This window comes from Inquilinus sp. OTU3971 (genome assembly GCF_038440215.1).
On record NZ_JASATH010000056.1, the window covers coordinates 1 to 17,019 of the forward strand.

The 17,019-nt window shown below is 68.2% G+C and carries 16 protein-coding genes; 5 read left to right on the top strand and 11 right to left on the bottom strand.

Translation table 11 applies throughout. The features are described from left to right. Nucleotides 1-75: 75 nt before the first annotated feature. Genes AAHM41_RS15935 through nthA form a run of 3 tightly spaced genes read right to left on the bottom strand, consistent with a single transcriptional unit; the run spans nucleotide 76 to nucleotide 1,749 of the window. A complete protein-coding gene (locus tag AAHM41_RS15935; RefSeq protein ID WP_342237543.1) occupies nucleotides 76-465 on the bottom strand; it encodes a nitrile hydratase accessory protein in 390 nt (129 codons plus the stop codon). Further along, entirely contained in the window at nucleotides 452-1,111 is a 660-nt protein-coding gene (nthB, locus tag AAHM41_RS15940; protein ID WP_342237544.1) for a nitrile hydratase subunit beta, read from the bottom strand. Before nthB ends, AAHM41_RS15935 begins: the two co-directional genes overlap by 14 nt. After that, complete coding sequence (gene nthA / locus AAHM41_RS15945) at nucleotides 1,108-1,749, bottom strand: nitrile hydratase subunit alpha (protein WP_342237545.1); 642 nt, start codon at nucleotides 1,747-1,749, stop codon at nucleotides 1,108-1,110. The genes nthB and nthA overlap by 4 nt, the downstream gene beginning before the upstream one ends. Before the next feature lie 111 nt (nucleotides 1,750-1,860). Between nthA and fumC the strand changes: the two genes are divergently transcribed. After that, on the top strand, nucleotides 1,861-3,264 hold the full coding sequence (fumC, locus tag AAHM41_RS15950) for a class II fumarate hydratase (protein ID WP_342237546.1): 1,404 nt from the start codon (nucleotides 1,861-1,863) through the stop codon (nucleotides 3,262-3,264). A gap of 10 nt (nucleotides 3,265-3,274) precedes the next feature. Then, complete coding sequence (locus tag AAHM41_RS15955) at nucleotides 3,275-3,496, top strand: ribbon-helix-helix domain-containing protein (protein WP_342237547.1); 222 nt, start codon at nucleotides 3,275-3,277, stop codon at nucleotides 3,494-3,496. Between the two features lie 54 nt (nucleotides 3,497-3,550). Here the strand turns inward: AAHM41_RS15955 and AAHM41_RS15960 are convergent, their stop codons facing one another. Both AAHM41_RS15960 and AAHM41_RS15965 read right to left on the bottom strand, forming a co-directional pair. After that, nucleotides 3,551-3,868: a hypothetical protein gene (locus AAHM41_RS15960; protein WP_342237548.1), complete on the bottom strand. Its 318-nt coding sequence runs from the start codon at nucleotides 3,866-3,868 to the stop codon at nucleotides 3,551-3,553. A gap of 135 nt (nucleotides 3,869-4,003) precedes the next feature. Next, nucleotides 4,004-5,824 (bottom strand): extracellular solute-binding protein, encoded by a 1,821-nt coding sequence (locus AAHM41_RS15965; RefSeq protein WP_342237549.1) that lies wholly within the window; start codon nucleotides 5,822-5,824, stop codon nucleotides 4,004-4,006. Nucleotides 5,825-6,034: 210 nt separating this feature from the next. On the opposite strand from AAHM41_RS15965, the gene AAHM41_RS15970 reads away from it, so the two are divergent. Genes AAHM41_RS15970 through AAHM41_RS15980 form a run of 3 tightly spaced genes read left to right on the top strand, consistent with a single transcriptional unit; the run spans nucleotide 6,035 to nucleotide 9,575 of the window. After that, complete coding sequence (locus tag AAHM41_RS15970; RefSeq protein WP_342237550.1) at nucleotides 6,035-7,687, top strand: extracellular solute-binding protein; 1,653 nt, start codon at nucleotides 6,035-6,037, stop codon at nucleotides 7,685-7,687. A gap of 54 nt (nucleotides 7,688-7,741) precedes the next feature. Continuing rightward, nucleotides 7,742-8,689, top strand: coding sequence for a carbohydrate ABC transporter permease (locus tag AAHM41_RS15975; protein ID WP_342237551.1), 948 nt, complete (start codon nucleotides 7,742-7,744; stop codon nucleotides 8,687-8,689). After that, on the top strand, nucleotides 8,676-9,575 hold the full coding sequence (locus tag AAHM41_RS15980; RefSeq protein WP_342237552.1) for a carbohydrate ABC transporter permease: 900 nt from the start codon (nucleotides 8,676-8,678) through the stop codon (nucleotides 9,573-9,575). The genes AAHM41_RS15975 and AAHM41_RS15980 overlap by 14 nt, the downstream gene beginning before the upstream one ends. Nucleotides 9,576-9,712: 137 nt before the next feature. Here the strand turns inward: AAHM41_RS15980 and AAHM41_RS15985 are convergent, their stop codons facing one another. From AAHM41_RS15985 to livM, 6 genes are all read right to left on the bottom strand, one after another. Further along, nucleotides 9,713-12,193, bottom strand: a complete 2,481-nt coding sequence (locus AAHM41_RS15985; protein ID WP_342237553.1) for a glycogen/starch/alpha-glucan phosphorylase — start codon at nucleotides 12,191-12,193, stop codon at nucleotides 9,713-9,715. Nucleotides 12,194-12,344: 151 nt separating this feature from the next. Then, nucleotides 12,345-13,481: a branched-chain amino acid ABC transporter substrate-binding protein gene (locus tag AAHM41_RS15990; RefSeq protein WP_342237554.1), complete on the bottom strand. Its 1,137-nt coding sequence runs from the start codon at nucleotides 13,479-13,481 to the stop codon at nucleotides 12,345-12,347. 80 nt (nucleotides 13,482-13,561) lie between these two features. Next, nucleotides 13,562-13,915 carry a DUF6867 family protein gene (locus tag AAHM41_RS15995; protein ID WP_342237555.1) on the bottom strand — a complete coding sequence of 118 codons (354 nt, stop codon included), beginning with the start codon at nucleotides 13,913-13,915 and terminating at the stop codon, nucleotides 13,562-13,564. A gap of 10 nt (nucleotides 13,916-13,925) precedes the next feature. Beyond that, nucleotides 13,926-14,636 (bottom strand): ABC transporter ATP-binding protein, encoded by a 711-nt coding sequence (locus tag AAHM41_RS16000; protein ID WP_342237556.1) that lies wholly within the window; start codon nucleotides 14,634-14,636, stop codon nucleotides 13,926-13,928. Then, entirely contained in the window at nucleotides 14,636-15,502 is an 867-nt protein-coding gene (locus tag AAHM41_RS16005; protein ID WP_342237557.1) for an ABC transporter ATP-binding protein, read from the bottom strand. The genes AAHM41_RS16000 and AAHM41_RS16005 overlap by 1 nt, the downstream gene beginning before the upstream one ends. Continuing rightward, complete coding sequence (livM, locus tag AAHM41_RS16010; RefSeq protein WP_342237558.1) at nucleotides 15,499-17,019, bottom strand: high-affinity branched-chain amino acid ABC transporter permease LivM; 1,521 nt, start codon at nucleotides 17,017-17,019, stop codon at nucleotides 15,499-15,501. Before livM ends, AAHM41_RS16005 begins: the two co-directional genes overlap by 4 nt.

The window sequence follows — 17,019 nt, forward strand, 5'->3', positions numbered from 1 at the left end:
GGGGGGGGCCCCCCCCCCCCCCCCCCAATACCGGTCCGGTCATCGACATGTTGGGTTCGCCGCGGCGAACCCAACCTACGCGCGGGACAGCGGATCGTTCTCCAGCAGGATCGGCGCGCCATGCGGCGTGGCCCGGGCGGCACGGTCCCAGGCGTCCTTGCGCCGGCCCAAAGCTCCGGCATCGACGACGCCCTTGGCCTGCACCAGCCGCTCCAGCGCCGCCAGCCAGTGCTCGTAGTAGCGGCCGCCATCGTCCGGGTCGCCGGCGGCCCCGGCACGGGCGATCTCCGCCGCCAGCGCCGCCGCCCATTCCGGCCAGGTGAACACGCCGCGCTGGTGCAGCGCTACCGCCATGGCGAAGGCCTGGGCCTGCCAGGGCTCGGCGAAGACCGGCCCATCGGCGTCGCGCGGTGGCAGCGGCGCGGCGCCGTCCAGCGCCGCGATCACCGCCTCATGCCGGCTCAAGATAGCCCTCCCAGGCGTCGATCGAGACGGTCAGGGTCGGGTCGGCGGCCTCACCCCACAGCTCGCGCCCGCCGAAGCGCACGGTGTAGAGCCATTGCGGGCTCTCGCCGCGGCCATGGGCATTGCTGTCCGGCAGCACGAAGACGCCGTGCACGCGTTCGATCTCGCCCACCTTGCCGCGGGCGTAGCGCGGCAGCCTGGTGTGGCCGGTGGGATGTTCGTTGCGGGTCAGCACCACGTCGCCGACGGCGAAACGTGCCGGCGCCGCTTCCGGTCGCTGGTAGTTCGTGCCGCGCGCCAGCACAGTGGCAACCTGGTCCGCCTGCAGCACCTTCTGGCCGGGGACCGGCGGGTCGATCGCGCGCCCGGCCTTCAGCTCCGCCGCCGAGACCAGGCCGGCGCCCTGCAGCAGCTTCTCCAGCCCCTTGGTCCAGATCTCGTAGTAGCTGGAGGACAGGTAGTCGGCCGGGTGCAGCGTCTCCCGCGCATGCCGGCTGATATCGATGTTCCAGCGGCCCAAGGCACCCGCCGCCAGGGTGAGGGCGAGGGCCCGCTTCTCCCACTCGGCATGGAAGCGGACATCCTCCGGCTCCGGCACCACCGGGCCGAAGCCCATCATGCCGCCGAGATCCTGGGCGCCGTTCATCGCGCGGCCTCCGGTTGCCGGGCCAGCCCGGCGCCGATCATGCTGTCGCGGGTGACGAGGTCGGCCAGCGCCTCCTCGTCCCAGCCCTCGGTGCCGGCCGGGCGCATCGGGATCACCAGGTAGCGGGTCTCGGCGGTCGAATCCCAGACCCGGATCTTCGTCTCGGCCGGCAAGGTGACGCCGAAATCGGCCAGCACGCCGCGCGGGTCGATCACCGCGCGCGACCGGTAGGGCGCCGATTTGTACCAGACCGGCGGCAGGCCCAGCACCGGCCAGGGGTAGCAGGAGCACAGGGTGCAGACGACGAGGTTGTGGGTGTCGGGCGTGTTCTCGACCGCGACCATGTGCTCGCCCTGGCGGCCGACGAAGCCGAACTCGGCGATCGCGGCGCTGGCATCGGCCCGCAGCCGGTCGCGATAGGCCGGGTCGGCCCAGGCCTTGGCCACCACCCGGGCGCCGTTGCGCGGGCCGATCTTCGTCTCATAGGTCTCGATCAGCACGTCGAGCGCGGCCGGGTCGACATAGCCCTTCTCGACCAGGATCGATTCCAGCGCCTTCACCCGCAGCGCGATCTCCGGCAGCGCGCTGCCTTCATGCTCATGCTCGTGGTCATGGTCGTAATGGTCGTAGGCGGTCATGGACCTCGCTCCGCGCATCGGAATCGGCGGGGGAGAACCCAGCCTACCCCCACACCCGCATTCGTGCTAGCAAACCGGCCGACCGACAACCTGGAACACCGGAGCCGTCCGATGGCCGCCGAAACCGCATTCCGCACCGAGACCGACAGCCTGGGCGCCGTCGAGGTGCCGGCCGACCGCTACTGGGGCGCGCAGACGCAGCGCAGCCTGCAGAACTTCAAGATCGGCGGCGAGCGCATGCCGGCCCCGCTGGTGCGGGCGCTGGGCATCCAGAAGAAGGCCTCGGCCCTGGCCAATGTCGCGCTCGGCGAGCTCGATGCGACGGTCGGCAACGCCATCGTCGCCGCCGCCGAGGAGGTGATCGACGGCACCCTGGCCGACCACTTCCCGCTGGTGGTGTGGCAGACCGGGTCCGGCACCCAGACCAACATGAATGCCAATGAGGTGATCTCGAACCGCGCCATCGAGATCCTGGGCGGCGAGATCGGCTCGAAGAAGCCGGTGCATCCGAACGACCACGTCAACCGCGGCCAGTCCTCGAACGACAGCTTCCCGACGGTGATGCACATCGCCGCGGTCGAGCAGATCGGCCACGAGCTGCTGCCGAGCCTGGAGCACCTGCACCGCGCCCTGGCCGCCAAGTCGGCGGAGTTCAAGGACATCGTCAAGATCGGCCGCACCCATCTGCAGGATGCGACGCCGCTGACGCTGGGCCAGGAGTTCTCCGGCTACGCCCGGCAGATCGAGCTGGGCATCGCCCGGGTGAAAGGCTGCCTGCCGCATCTCCTCGATCTCGCCCAGGGCGGCACCGCCGTCGGCAGCGGGCTGAACGCCAAGGAGGGCTTCGCCGAGGCCTTCGCGGCGCATGTCGCCACCATCACCGGCTTCCCGTTCAAGACCGCGCCGAACAAGTTCGAGGCGCTGGCTGCGCATGACGCCTGCGTCGAGGCCTCGGGCGTGATGAACACCGTGGCCGTCTCGCTGATGAAGATCGCCAACGACATCCGGATGCTCGGTTCCGGCCCGCGCTGCGGCATCGGCGAGATCCACCTGCCGGAGAACGAGCCCGGCTCCTCGATCATGCCGGGCAAGGTCAACCCGACCCAGTCCGAGGCGATGACCATGGTCTGCACCCAGGTCATGGGCAACCACGTCACCGTCACCATCGCCGGCTCGAACGGCCATTTCGAGCTGAACGTGTTCAAGCCGGTGATCATCTACAACCTGCTGCAGTCGATCCGCCTCCTGGCCGATTCCTGCCGCAGCTTCACCGACAACTGCGTCGTCGGCATCGAGGCGCGGACTGAGCGGATCGAGCAGCTGCTGCACGAATCGCTGATGCTGGTGACGGCGCTGAACCCGCATATCGGCTACGACAATGCCGCCAAGGTGGCGAAGAAGGCGCATGCCGAGAACACCACGCTGAAGCAGGCGGCGATCGCGCTCGGCCTGCTGACCGCCGAGCAGTTCGACCAGTGGGTGCGGCCGGAGACCATGGTCGGCCCGTCGGCCTGACCGTGAAGCGGTGAGCGGCGTCCGCAAGCGGTCGGTCAGCATCGCCGGCCACGCCACCAGCGTGTCGCTGGAGCCGGCCTTCTGGGACGCCCTCACCCGCCTGGCGGCCGCGCGCCGCCTGCCGGTCAACCGGCTGGTCGAGGCGGTCGACGCCGCCCGCGACCCGGACGGCAACCTGTCCAGCGCGCTGAGGACCGCGGTCCTTGAGGCGGCGCTGGCCCGGGAGATCTGACAGCAAAAAGCCCCGGCAGCTTGGCCGGGGCTTTTCGTCATCGGGCTGCCGGGATCAGCCGCCGCACTGCGCGGTGTAGGACTGGTCGCCCGTTGCGACCTGCTGGTCGACCTGCTGGATCTGCGCGTCGGTCAGGCTCAGCTCCGACTTGCAGGTCTTGTAGATCGCGACGAGCTTCTTGGTCTCGTCCATCAGCTCCTTGCTGGACGAGCATTGCTCGTCCTTCGAGGGCTGGGCCTGCATCTTGGCCATCGCGGCCTGGGTCAGGGTCTGGATCTTCTGGGCCTGGGCCTGGGCGTCTTCGGTGCATCCGGCGAAGGCCGGCGAGGCCGCGAGGATGGCAATGGCGGCGGCGAGGAAAATGCGCTTCACGAAAAGCTCCTTGGGCTTCCTGGATGGGCTGCTCCGGAGCGAGCCGGAGCGGCGTGCAGAGAACCCATGGTAACGGACCGAGTTCCCAGAAAATTGTGAAGAATTGCGGCGACCCGCGTTGGCGATAGGACGCCGCTACTTGTCGTTCGACCACCAGGCTTCCAGCACCGTGCCGTAGGTCGGGTTGACGCTGGTGACGCGGCCGAGATCGCCCCAATAGGCGACATAGTCGCGGTCGAGATAGTAGAGCGGCACCACGTAGTTGCCCCACAGCAGCACCCGGTCGAGGGCATGCGCCGCGGCCTGCAGGTCCTCCTGGCTGCGGGCGGCATTGACGGCCTTGATCATGGCGTCGACCACCGGGCTCTTCACCCCAGGATAGTTGCGAGTGCCGGGCACGTCGGCCGAGCCGCTGCCCCAGTAGCGCGACTGCTCCGAGCCGGGCGACAGGGTGGAGATCCAGGTGTTCAGGATCACGTCGAAGTCGTAGCCCTCGGTGCGGTTGGCGTATTGTGCGGATTCGACCAGCCGGATCGTGGCCTGGATGCCGAGCCGGCGCAGCTGGTCGGCATAGGCCAGGGCGATCCGCTGGAAGCCCTTGTTCTGCAGCAGGATCTCGAAGCGGAACGGCGTGCCGCTGGCGTCGACCAGCACATTGTCCTTGATGGTCCAGCCCGCCTCGGCCAGCAGCGCCTGCGCCGCCCGCAGATTCTCGCGGCTGCGGCCGCTGCCGTCGCTCGGCGGCAGGGTATAGGGCTCGGCGAAGAGCTGCGGCGGCAGCTGGTCGCGGAACGGCTCCAGCAGCTGCAGCTCGGCCCCTTGCGGCGTATCCGTCGCGGCCAGCGCCGAATTGGCGAAATAGCTGTCGTCGCGCTTGTACTGGCCGCCGAGCAGGGTCTTGTTCACCCATTCGAAGTCGAAGGCCAGGATCATCGCCCGGCGCACCCGCGGATCGGTGAAGATCGGCCGCCGCGTGTTCATGGCGAAGCCCATCATCCCGACCGGCCGGAAATGCGGCAGGGTCAGCATGGTGACGCGGCCGTCCTGCACCGCCGGGAAGTCGTAGGCGCCGCTGACCCATTTCTCGGCGTCGCGTTCCCGACGCCAATTGTAGGCGCCGGCCTTGAACGCCTCCAGCGCCGTGTCGGCGTCGAGGTAGAAGTCGAAGCGCAGCGTGTCGAAATTGTACAGCCCGCGCATCGCCGGCAGGTCCGCCGCCCACCAGTCCTTGACCCGGTCCAGCGTGATGCTGCGCCCGGCATCGACCGCGCCGATCGCATAGGGGCCGGCGCCGAGCGGCGGATCGAGGCTCGGCTGGTCGAACGGGTGGCTCGAATACCAGGCCTTGCTCAGGATCGGCTGCATCGCGACCACCAGCGGGTTCTCGCGCGCCCCGCCCTCCTTGAAGCGGAAGCGCACGGTGCGGTCGTCGATGCGGTCGATGCCGTCCATCGCTTCATACAGCGCGCGGGTGTTGGGCAGCCCCTTCGTCCCCTGGGTCGCCCAAGTGAAGATCACGTCGTCCGCGGTCAGCGGCGAGCCGTCATGGAACACCGCCTTGGGGTTGAGCCAGAAGGTGACCGTGCGCCGGTCCTCCGACATCTCCGCGCGTTCAGCGACATAGGGATACAGCGTGAAGGGCTCATCCCAGCCCCGGGTCATCAGGCTGGCGAAGTTGTAGGGCGGCACGATCAGCCGGACCTGGTCAGTCTGGCCGCCGATGATGAAGGGGTTCAGCGTGTCGAAGCTGCCGACCACCGCCTGGCGCAACTCACCGCCCTTAGGCGCGTCCGGGTTGGCATAAGCGAAATGGTCGAAGCCGGGCGGGTATTTCGGTTCGCCATGCATGGCGATTCCGCCTCCAGGCACCCCGGCCTGCGTCTGAGCGGCGGCCGGCAGGGCGCCGAGCAGCAGGACGGCAAGGGCGAGTCGGAGCAGGAGGCGGGCGATGCGCATGCGGCTTGTCCGGGCGGGAATCGATGGGGCGCAGTCTTCCCGCCGAAGGGCCGCGGTGCAAGACCGATGCATCCGGATGGTTTCCTTGACAAGTGTTGCGCAATCATCGCACGATTTCGCCCGACATAATGAATGCGAATTGCGTTCGGCGGGCATCTTCGGATCGAAGCTGACCGGACACGTCCGGCGATGTCACAGGGGGAGGAAACCATGGCCATCAGCAGGGCTTTGCTGTTGTCGACGGTGCTGGTCGTCCTGAGCGGCCCGGCCGTTGCACAGAACACACCGCATGTCACCTGGCACGACGACGGCACGGTGACGCTCAAATCCGATCCCGAATACGGGATGGAGATCAAGACGACGAAGGAGGAGCTGGGCTCCCTCTTCGGTCCGGGCCAGAAGCCCTTCGAGGGCGAGACGGTCACCATCCTCAGCCTCGATTCCGGCCCCAAGGGCGGCATCTCCGGCCCGGTCTACATGTTCCGCCCGATCTGGGAGGAGCTGACCGGCGCCAAGCTGAACATCGCGCTGACCCCGATCTCGGAGCTCTACACCAAGACCTTCCTCGACCTGCGCAACGGCACGGGCGAGTACGACGCCATCATCGTCGGAGCCTTCTTCTACGGCGACCTGATCGCCGGCAAATACATCCTGCCGGTCGACGAGTGGAAGAAGAGCGGCGAGTACCCGAAATGGGACTATGACGTGATGCCGCCGGCGCTACGCAATATCTACACCTGGGACAATGTCGGCTACGGCGTGCTCAGCGATGCTGACGGGCAGATCCTGTACTACCGCCGCGACCTGCTGACCGACCCGACGCACCAGGCGGCGTTCAAGGCGGAATACGGCTACGACATGCCGGCGCCGCCGAAGACGCTGCAGCAGCTGCGCGACATCGCCAAGTACTTCAACGGCAAGAACTTCGACAGCAACGACCCGGAGCCGGACAGCGGCGCGGTGCTGCACCTCAAGGTGCGCGAGCAGGGGCTGTACCACTTCACCACCCTCGCCACCTCCTTCGCCATGACGCCGGGCGACAAGCTGGACCGGACCCACAATGTTTACTGGTTCGACCCGGTCGACATGAAGCCGCTGATCAACAGCCCCGGCCACGTCAAGGCGCTGGAGTTCCTGAAGGAGCTGGCCGCCTTCGGTCCCCCGGCCCAGGTGAGCTGGAGCCTGGGCGAGGCCTGGGACTATTTCCTGCGCGGCAAGGCGGTGTTCAACTTCTCCTACGGCGATGTCGGCGCGCTGGCGCAGGACCCGGAGCGGTCGAAGATCCGCGGCAAGCTCGGCTCCGCGGCCCTGCCGGCCTCGGACACCTATTGGGACATGGAGCAGAAGACCTTCGTGACGGTGAAGGAGCCGCGGCAGGTGGGCAACGTCACCGGCGGGTCCTGGCACGGCGTGGTCTCGTCGCTTGGCCAGTCTCCCGAGGCCGCCTACAGCCTGCTGTCGCTGATGGCGATCAAGCCGTCGCAGAAGTTCCTGGCCACGATCGGCTGGGACGGCGTCGACCCCGGCTATTCCTACCAGTGGCTGGAGCCGACCGGCGAGGCGAAGCTGACCGACTATACCGAATCTGCCTTGAAATGGGACGCCCAGGACGTGAAGGAGTACCTGGACGCCTACCACAGCAACTACAACGCCAAGACCATGCTGCCGTATATGCGGATTACCGGCACGCAGGAATATTACGACGCGCTGGACAGCAACCTGTCGGCGGCGATGAGCGGGTCGAAGACGCCGCAGCAGGCACTGGACGACACCGCGGCGGCCTGGGAGCAGATCACCGACCGCCTCGGCCGCGACCAGCAGCTGAAGAACTACCAGGCGGCGATCGGCTGGAAGGGCGAATGAGCCGGGCACGAACCAGTGCCTGATGCGTAACGGGAAGGGGGACGAGACGGCACGATGCGCTGGACCGGACGGATCCGCCTGCTGTTCCTGACCCCGGCGGTGGCCTGGGTGCTGGCCTTCACCATCTTCCCGACGCTCTACACCGTCTACGCCGCCTTCCACACGGTAAAGACCGAGACCGTGACCACCCGGGCCGAGGTGCCGCGGCTGGATGCCAGCGGCAACCCGGTGCTGAAGGCGGACGGCACGCCGCGCACCCGGACCGAGGTGACGCGCGCGACCGTCAACACCTGGGACTTCGTCGGCCTGGGCAATTTCGGCCGCGTCTTCACCGACCCCCAGGTGCGCGAGGCGGCGCGGGTGACCGCGATCTTCGTGGTCGTCTCGGTCAGCGTCGAGATGGGGCTCGGCCTGCTGCTGGCTTTCCTGTTCAACCGCAGCATCCCGGGCCGCGGCATCCTGCGCACGATCATGATCCTGCCGATCTTCGCCACCCCGGTTGCGGCCGGCTACCTGTTCTTCACCATCTTCTACGAGGCCGGCGGGCCCCTGGGCTGGACCGGCATCCCCTGGCTGTCGAACCCGGGCTGGGCCCTGGTGTCGATCATGATCGTCGACGTCTGGCAGTGGACGCCGTTCTGCTTCCTGGTCCTGCTGGCCGGGCTGCAGGGCGTCCCCGACGACTTGATCGAGGCGGCACGGCTGGAGACCAAGTCCAGCTTCCGGATCTGGACCGGGGTGGTGCTGCCGCTGATGACGCCGGTGATCGTGATCGTGCTGCTGCTGCGCCTGGCCGAGGCGATGAAGGTGTTCGACGTCGTCGCCTCGCTGACCGTGGGCGGGCCCGGCAACGCCACCCAGTCGGTCTCCTACCTCGCCTTCCGCACGGGCTTGCGCTTCTTCGACGTCGGCTACGCCTCGGCCCTGGCGCTGACCCTGCTGGCCGTGGTGATGGCGATCGTCACCCTGTTCTTCAAGCGGGTGCGCAATGTCTACGCCTGACGCCGCCGCCCCGATCCACGAAGCCCCGGTCGACCGGGTCAAGCCGCTGGGCCGGCGCAGCGGCATGGCCGACTCCCTGTGGTCGCTGGTCGCGATCGCCGCCACGATCCTGTTCTTCTTCCCGCTCTACTGGGCGATCTCGACCGCGCTGCGCAACCCGGCCGACACCTTCACCGTGGCCGGGCTCGGCATCCCGTGGCTCGACTTCCAGCCGACCCTGAACAACTTCGCGGTGGAGTTGAGCACGCCGGAGGGCTGGCGCGCGCTGCAGACCAGCCTGATCGTCTCGCTCAGCGCCGTGGCCCTCGCCCTCGCGCTCGGCCTGCCGGCGGCCTATGCGCTGGCCCGGTTCCGGTTCTGGAGCAACAGCGACATCACCATCTGGTTCCTGTCGCAGCGCGTGCTGCCGCCGGTGGCGACGCTGCTGCCCTTCTACATCGTGTTCCGCTCGCTCGACATGCTGGACAGCAAGACGGCGCTGATCCTGTGCAACGCTACCTTCATCCTGCCCTTCGTCGTCGTCATCCTGCGCCAGACCTTCCTCGACCTGCCGGTCGAGCTGGAGGAGGCGGCGCTGGTCGACGGCGCGTCGCATTGGCAGGCCTTCCTGCGCATCGCCCTGCCCCTGGCGGCGCCGGCGGTGGCGGCCACCGCCATGATCATCTTCGCCTTCGCCTGGAACGAGTTCCTGTTCTCCTCGTCGCTCGGCATCACCGAGACCAAGATGATGCCCGCCCACATGGCCGGCGCGGTCGACACCCGCGGCGTGCAGTTCTGGTTCATGGCGACCCGGGCGCTGATCGCGATGATCCCGCCGGTGCTGCTGGCGCTGCTGGCCCAGCGCTACATCGTGCGCGGCCTGACGCTGGGGGCGGTCAAGGGGTGAGGGCGGAGGCTCATAACCACGATAGTCGAGAGCAAAAGGAGTCCCCTCCCCTTGCGGGAGGGGGACTAAAAAGGAACGGGCTCAAGTCATTCTGAAAAGGGCTCGCTTGCGGGAGAGGCAATCGAACCGCGCCGGCCTTACTCCGCCGCCCGCGCCAGCGGCGGCCAGACGTCCCAGATCTCCTCGGCGTAGTCGCGCACCGTGCGGTCGGAGGAGAACCAGCCGACATGGGCGGTGTTCTGGATCGCCATCCGGGTCCAGCCGGCGCGGTCGCGGTACAACGCGGCGGCGCGGGCCTGGGCCTCCCAATAGGCGGCGAAATCGGCCGCCACCAGGAACCAGTCGCTGTGCCGCAGCGCGTCGGTGAGCGGCCGGAACCGGCCCGGATCGTCGGGCGAGAAGGTGCCGTCCTCGATCGCCGCCACGGCCCGGGCCAGGCGCGGATCGGTCGCGATCACCGCCGCCGGGTCGTAGCCCTGGGCCCGCTTCGCCGCCACCTCGGCCGCGGTCAGGCCGAAGATCAGGACGTTGTCCGCACCCACCCGCTCGGCGATCTCGACATTGGCGCCGTCCAGCGTGCCGATGGTGATCGCGCCGTTCAGCGCGAACTTCATGTTGCCGGTGCCCGAGGCCTCCATGCCGGCGGTCGAGATCTGCTCCGACAGGTCGGCGGCCGGGATGATGCGCTCCGCCAGCGTGACGTTGTAGTTCGGCAGGAACACCATCTTCAGCTGGTCGCGGATCTCGGCGTCGGCGTTGATCACCTTGGCCACGTCGTTGGCCAGCTTGATGATCAGCTTGGCCGTGGCGTAGCCCGGGGCGGCCTTGCCGGCGAAGATCTTGACCCGCGGCGTCCAGGCCGCGTCCGGCGTGTCGCGCATCTCCTGCCACAGCGCCACGGCATGCAGGATGTTCAGGAGCTGGCGCTTGTATTCGTGGATGCGCTTGACCTGGACGTCGAACATCGCGTCGCCGGAGACGCGGAGGTCGGCGATCTCGCCGATATGATGCGCCAGCAGGGCCTTGTTGCGGCGCTTCACCGCCCAGAACGCCTCGCGGAAGGCGCTGTCCTCGGTCTTGCCGGCCAGGGCCGACAGCCGCTCCAGATCGTCCTCCCAGCCGGTGCCGATCATGTTGTGGATCAGCTGCGCCAGGTTCGGGTTGGCCTGCACCAGCCAGCGGCGCGGGGTGATGCCGTTGGTCTTGTTGGTGATCCGGCCCGGGAACTCCTCGTTCAGGTCGCGGAACACGGTCTCGCGCATCAGCTGGGTGTGCAGCGCCGAGACGCCGTTGACCCGGTGGCTGCCGAGGAAGGCCAGCGGCCCCATGCGCACCCGGCGGTCCCAGCCTTCCTGGATCAGCGACAGGGTGGACAGGCGGCTCGGGTCCTTCGCCACCACGCGCGAGGTCTTCAGGAAGCGGTCGTTGATCTCGTAGATGATCTGCAGGTGGCGCGGCAGCACCCGCTCCAAGAGCGCCACCGGCCAAGTCTCCAGCGCCTCCGGCATCAGCGTGTGGTTGGTGTAGCTGATGCAGCCGGTGGTGATCTTCCAGGCGCGGTCCCAGTCCAGCCGGTGCCGGTCGATCAAGAGGCGCATCAGCTCCGGCACGGCGATCGCCGGATGGGTGTCGTTCAGCTGCATCGCCGCCTTGGCCGGCAGGTCGTCATAGCCGTCGTGGTGCATCCGGTGCCGGCGCAGCACGTCCTGCAGCGAGGCCGAGGTGAAGAAGTATTCCTGCTTGAGCCGCAGCTCCTGCCCCGCCGGGGTGTTGTCGTTCGGGTACAGCACGCGCGACAGGGTCTCGGACAGGATCTTGTCCTCGACCGACTTCATATAGTCGCCGGAGTTGAAGCGGACGAGGTCGAACTCCCGCACCGGCTTGGCCGACCACAGCCGCAGGGTGTTGACCGTGTCGCCGCCCCAGCCGACCACCGGCGTGTCGTAGGCAACGGCGAGCACCCGCTGGCTGCCCTGCCAGCGCGCCGTCGGCTTGCCGCCCGGACCGGGCTCGCCGGGCTCGACCTTGCCGTAGAAATCGATCGGGAAGGCCACCTCCGGCCGCTCGAACTCCCACGGATTGCCGAATTTCAGCCAGTCCTCGGGATACTCGACCTGCCAGCCGCGGTCGAACTGCTGCTCGAACAGCCCGTATTCGTAGCGGATGCCGTAGCCGGTGCCAGCGATGCCGAGCGTGGCCATGCTGTCGAGGAAGCAGGCGGCGAGGCGGCCGAGGCCGCCATTGCCGAGCGCCGCGTCGGGCTCGACCTCCAGCACGGCGCCGAGGTCGACGCCGAAATCGGCCAGCGCCTCGCGGCAGGTGTCGTAGACACCGAGATTGGTCAGCGCGTTGGCCATCAGCCGGCCGACCAGGAACTCCAGGCTGAGATAGTAGACCCGCTTGCCATCGGTCACCTCCTCGCGGTGCTGCGAGGCCATCCAGCGGTCGACCAGGCGGTCGCGCACGGCCAGCGCGGTGGCGGCGAACCAGTCGTGCCGAGTGGCGCGATGGATCTCGCGCCCGACGGCATAGACCAGCCATTCCAGGATGTCGCGCTTCAGCGACTCCCGGTCGAGCCCGCGCGGCTCGATGGTGATTGGGGTGGCTGGCAGCTCCATCGGCTGACCCCCATGCTGCACTGCGATATAGACCGCCCGTTACACCACGGATCGGCCCCGCGATCAATCGCGTGACAAAAAAGACCCGGCGGAGGGTCCCGCCGGGTCGACAATGTCCATGACGGATGGTGTCCGCCAGTGGCCTTTGGTGTTACTTGGCGCCGACCTTGGCCAGCTCGCCCTGGGACGCCTCGGCATATTTGCCGCTGTTCCAGACGTAGAAGACGTAGTCGGTCGTCTTCCGGTCGCCCTTCGCGTCGAAAGCCAGAGGCCCCATCACGGTCTTGTAGTCGCTGCCGTCATGCAGCGCCTCGGCCACCTTCGGGCCATCGAAGCTCTTGGCTTTGGTCGCCGCCGCGGCCCAGGCCTGGACCGCGGCATAGCTGTACAGGGTGTAGCCCTCGGGGTCGTAGTTCTCGGCCTTGAACTTGGCCACCACGTCCTTGGCGGCGTCGCTGTTGCGCTGGTCGGCGCCGAAGGTCATCAGCACGCCCTGCCCGGCGTCGCCGGTGATGCCCCAGAACTCCTGGGTGACGATGCCGTCGCCGGAGATGAACTGGGCGTTCAGCCCCTGCTCGCGCGCCTGGCGCAGGATCAGGCCCGCCTCGTTGTGCAGGCCGCCGAAATAGATCACGTTGATACCGGCCTGCTTCATCTTCGACACGACGGCCGAGAAGTCGCGCTCGCCGACCGTGATGCCCTCATACAGCTTCTCGGTCAGGCCGGCCTTGGTCATCGCCGCCTTGGTGGCGTCGGCCAGGCCCTTGCCGTAGGTGGTCTGGTCGTGGATGACGGCGACGTTGCGGCCCTTGAACTTCTCGGCGATGAACGCGCCGGCGACGTCGCCCTGCTGGTCGTCGCGGCCGCAGGTGCGGAAGGTGGTCTTCTGCCCCTGCTCGGTCAGCTGCGGGTTGGTCGAGGCCGGGGTAATCTGAACGATGCCTTCCTCGGAATAGACCGCGGAGGCCGGGATCGACACCGAGGAGTTGAAGTGGCCGATCACCGCCACCACACCCTGCCCCACCAGCTCGTTCGCCGCCGCCACGCCCTGGCGCGGGTCGGAGGCGTCGTCGCCATAGACCACGCTGATCTTCTCGCCATTGACGCCGCCGGCGTCGTTCAGGGCCTTCACCGCGGCGTCGGTGCCGCGCTTCATCTGCTCGCCGAAGGCGGCGTTCGGGCCGGTCAGCGGCGCGCCGAGACCGATCTTCACATCGGCCCAGGCCGGGGCCGACGCCATTGCGGCCAGGGCTACGCCGGCCAGGAGCACTCGGTTGAATCTCGTCATCAGATCGCTCTCCCAGTTCATCGCCCGACGGGACGACCCCGCCGGTCTTTGCTTCCCGCCGATCCGAAAGGACCAGCGTCTTACCGTGCGGCCGGCCGCCGGTCGCGCCAGCCGAACAGGCCGGCGCGCTCGTACAGCCACGGATACTGCCGCACCATCTTCGCCGCCCGCGTCATCCGGTAGGCGACCGTGGCGCACAGGCCGATCCAGACAAGATCGATGACGAAGCCGGTCGGCGACAAGAGCGAACCGCCGAACAGCGCGTAATGCAGGAATCGAGTCGCACAGGCGAGCAGCACCACGAAGGGCACCACCTTGCGCATCGGCGCCCAGTTCTGGGCCTGGCCCTGGCCGGTCAGAAGGCCGGCGCCGCCGCCCAGGATCAGGCTGACGAAGATGAAATCGCCGACCGAGGTTCCGAGGATCTGTTCCATCGCCCGCCCCTCAGTGCCCACCTTCGAGATAGGCGGCCCGGACCTCCGGATTCGCCAACAGCTCGCGCCCGCTGCCGCTCATCGTCACCCGGCCGTTGACCAGGACGTAGCCGCGATGCGCCAGCCTCAGCGCATGGAAGGCGTTCTGCTCGACCAGGAACACGGTCATGCCGCGCTCCTTGTTGATCGCCTTGATCGCCCCGAAGATCTGCTTCACCACCATCGGCGCCAGGCCGAGCGACGGCTCGTCCAGCAGCAAGAGCCGCGGCTGGCTCATCAGCGCCCGGCCGATCGCCAGCATCTGCTGCTCGCCACCCGACAGGGTGCCGCCGCGCTGGGCCTGCCGCTCCTTCAGCCGCGGGAACAGGGTGAAAATCTGATCGAGGTCGCGGCCGAACACCACCGGATCGGCGGTCAGCGCCCCCATCTGCAGGTTTTCCATCACCGTCATGCGCGGGAAGATGCGGCGGCCCTCCGGCGAGATGGCGACGCCGCGGCGTACGATCTCGAAGGTGGGCAGCCGGGTGATCTCCCGCCCGTCGAACAGCACCGCGCCCTGGCGCGCCTGCGGGTTGCCGCAGATCGTCATCAGCAGGGTCGATTTGCCGGCGCCGTTGGCGCCGATCAGGGTGACGATCTCGCCTTCCTTGACCTCGACGTCGACGCCGCGCAGGGCCTCGATCGCGCCGTAGAAGGTGTGCACGCCTTGCAGCGACAGCATCACGGCCGGGCCTCCCCGGTCACGGCGGCGACGTCGGCGGCGATTTCCGGCGGCAGATCCTCCGCCTCCGGCTCGCCGAGATAGGCGCGGATCACCGCCTCGTCGCTGCGGATCTCGGCCGGCGTGCCATCGGCGATCTTCTTGCCGTGGTCGAGCACGACGATGTGGTCGGAAATCTGCATGACGACGCTCATGTCGTGCTCGATCAGCAGCACGCTGGTGTTGTGCTCGTCGCGGATGGCGCGCAGGAGCCCGTTCAGCTCCTGCGATTCCCGCGGGTTGAGGCCGGCGGCCGGTTCGTCCAGGCACAGGATCACCGGATCGATGCACATCGCCCGCGCGATCTCCAGCCGCCGCTGGCCGCCATAGGGCAGGCTGCCGGCGGAATCGTCGGCCTGGGCGGTCAGCCCGACGCGGTCGAGCCAGAACTTCGCCTTGTCGATCGCCTCGCGCTCCGCCAGACGATAGCCGGGCAGGCCGAACAGCCCGGCGATCGAGAAGGCCGAGGCCTTCATCAGCTTGTTGTGCTGGGCCACCATCAGGTTCTCCAGCACGCTCATCCCGGCGAACAGCCGGATGTTCTGGAAGGTGCGGGCGACCCGCGCCTGCTGGGCGATGCGGTAGCCCGGGATCTGTTCGAGCAGGAACTCGCTGCCGTCGACCCGCAGCGTCATCCGCCCTGAGGTCGGCCGGTAGAAGCCGGTGATGCAGTTGAACAGCGTGGTCTTGCCGGCGCCGTTCGGGCCGATCACCGCGGTGATGTCGCCGGCGCGGATGTCGAAGGTGGCGTCGTCGATGGCGACGAGGCCGCCGAAGCGCATCGAGACATGCTCGATGGTCAGAAGGGCGGTCACGGCGCCGGTCATCCCTGGGCTCCCTTCTTGCCGTGCAAGAGGATGGTCGGGTCGCGATGCGCCAGCAGGCCGCGCGGACGCCACACCATGATGCCGACCATGCACAGGCCGAACACCAGCATGCGGTACAGGTCGAGGCCGCGGAACGCCTCCGGCAGGCCGATGATCAGGCAGGCGGCGACGACGATGCCGAGCTGGCTGCCCATGCCGCCGAGCACGACGATCGCCAGCACGATCGCGGATTCGATGAAGGAGAAGCTCTCCGGGCTGATGAAGCCCTGGTAGGTGGCGAAGAAGCTGCCGGCGAAGCCGCCGCACATCGCCGAGGTGGCGAAGGCCGCCAGCTTCAGGTTGGTGCGGTTGATGCCGAGCGACTGGCAGGCGATGTCGTCCTCGCGGATCGCCTCCCAGCCGCGGCCGACCGGCAGCCGGCGCAGCCGCACGCTGATGAAGTTGACCAGCAGCGCCAGGGCCAGGATCAGCAGGTAGAGGAAGATGATCCGCTGCGTCGGGTCGTAGTCGAGGCCGAACAGCTGGTGGAAGGCGGTCACGCCCTCCGCCGGGCTGCGCTCGAAGGGGAAGCCGAAGAAGCTGGGCCGCGGGATGTTGTTGATCCCGTTCGGCCCGTTGGTGACCGGCGCCCAGTTGATCAGGATGATGCGGATGATCTCGCCGAAGCCGAGGGTGACGATGGCGAAATAGTCGCCGCGCAGCCGCAGCACCGGATAGCCGAGGATCAGGCCGGCGCTGGCGGCCAGGAGCCCGGCCAACGGCAGGCAGAGCCAGAAGCCGAGGCCGAAGGTGGTGGACAGGATGCCGTAGGAATAGGCGCCGACGGCGTAGAAGGCGACGTAGCCGAGATCGAGCAGCCCGGCGAGGCCGACGATGATGTTCAGCCCCCAGCCGAGCATGATGTAGGTCAGCACGATGATGGCGACGCCCAGCGTGCTGCGGGTGGCGAGGTCGGTGAAGGGGAAGATGATGGCCAGCACCGCCAGGATCGGCCCGACATAGATGCTGAGGCGCTGCACCCGGGCGCCGATCCGGTCCATCGCCCGGTCGCGCTCCTGCCGCGACAGGCTGGCGCGGTTGCGGCGCTGCACCAGGATCGACTGGATCAGCAGCCACAGCGCCCCGAACGCCCCGATCAGCAGCAGCGGCACGGAGTGCAGATCCAGCACCGGCAGCGGCGGCAGCGCATCGGAGATCATCGGCCGCAGATATTCGTAGACCGGCGGCAGGGCGAAGACGACGAGGAACAGCAGGCTGATCCAGAACACCGGCCGCGGCACGCCCTCGCGGTTCAGGATGATGCCGATGCGGCCGAAGAAGACCAGCGCGACGGCGACGGCGACGGCGGTGAAGTCGGTCTGGTAGCCCAGCGCGCCGCTCTGCTCCACCGTGCGGATGCCGACCAGGGGGGCGGTGAGGACCAGGGCGATGAGGGCGGTGACCCCCGCCTCCTTCACCATGGCCACGAGGTCGAGGCCGCGCCCGGCGGCCGCGTCGGAATGCGCGATCGTGGCCAT

Coding starts and splice junctions, on each gene's coding strand:
- nthB (WP_342237544.1), bottom strand. CDS start 1,111: ATGAACGGCGCCCAGGATCTCGGCGGCATGATGGGCTTCGGCCCGGTG.
- nthA (WP_342237545.1), bottom strand. CDS start 1,749: ATGACCGCCTACGACCATTACGACCATGACCACGAGCATGAGCATGAA.
- fumC (WP_342237546.1), top strand. CDS start 1,861: ATGGCCGCCGAAACCGCATTCCGCACCGAGACCGACAGCCTGGGCGCC.
- AAHM41_RS15965 (WP_342237549.1), bottom strand. CDS start 5,824: ATGCGCATCGCCCGCCTCCTGCTCCGACTCGCCCTTGCCGTCCTGCTG.
- AAHM41_RS15970 (WP_342237550.1), top strand. CDS start 6,035: ATGGCCATCAGCAGGGCTTTGCTGTTGTCGACGGTGCTGGTCGTCCTG.
- AAHM41_RS15975 (WP_342237551.1), top strand. CDS start 7,742: ATGCGCTGGACCGGACGGATCCGCCTGCTGTTCCTGACCCCGGCGGTG.
- AAHM41_RS15980 (WP_342237552.1), top strand. CDS start 8,676: ATGTCTACGCCTGACGCCGCCGCCCCGATCCACGAAGCCCCGGTCGAC.
- AAHM41_RS15985 (WP_342237553.1), bottom strand. CDS start 12,193: ATGGAGCTGCCAGCCACCCCAATCACCATCGAGCCGCGCGGGCTCGAC.
- AAHM41_RS15990 (WP_342237554.1), bottom strand. CDS start 13,481: ATGACGAGATTCAACCGAGTGCTCCTGGCCGGCGTAGCCCTGGCCGCA.
- AAHM41_RS15995 (WP_342237555.1), bottom strand. CDS start 13,915: ATGGAACAGATCCTCGGAACCTCGGTCGGCGATTTCATCTTCGTCAGC.
- AAHM41_RS16000 (WP_342237556.1), bottom strand. CDS start 14,636: ATGCTGTCGCTGCAAGGCGTGCACACCTTCTACGGCGCGATCGAGGCC.
- AAHM41_RS16005 (WP_342237557.1), bottom strand. CDS start 15,502: ATGACCGGCGCCGTGACCGCCCTTCTGACCATCGAGCATGTCTCGATG.
- livM (WP_342237558.1), bottom strand. CDS start 17,019: ATGGCCACGATCGCGCATTCCGACGCGGCCGCCGGGCGCGGCCTCGAC.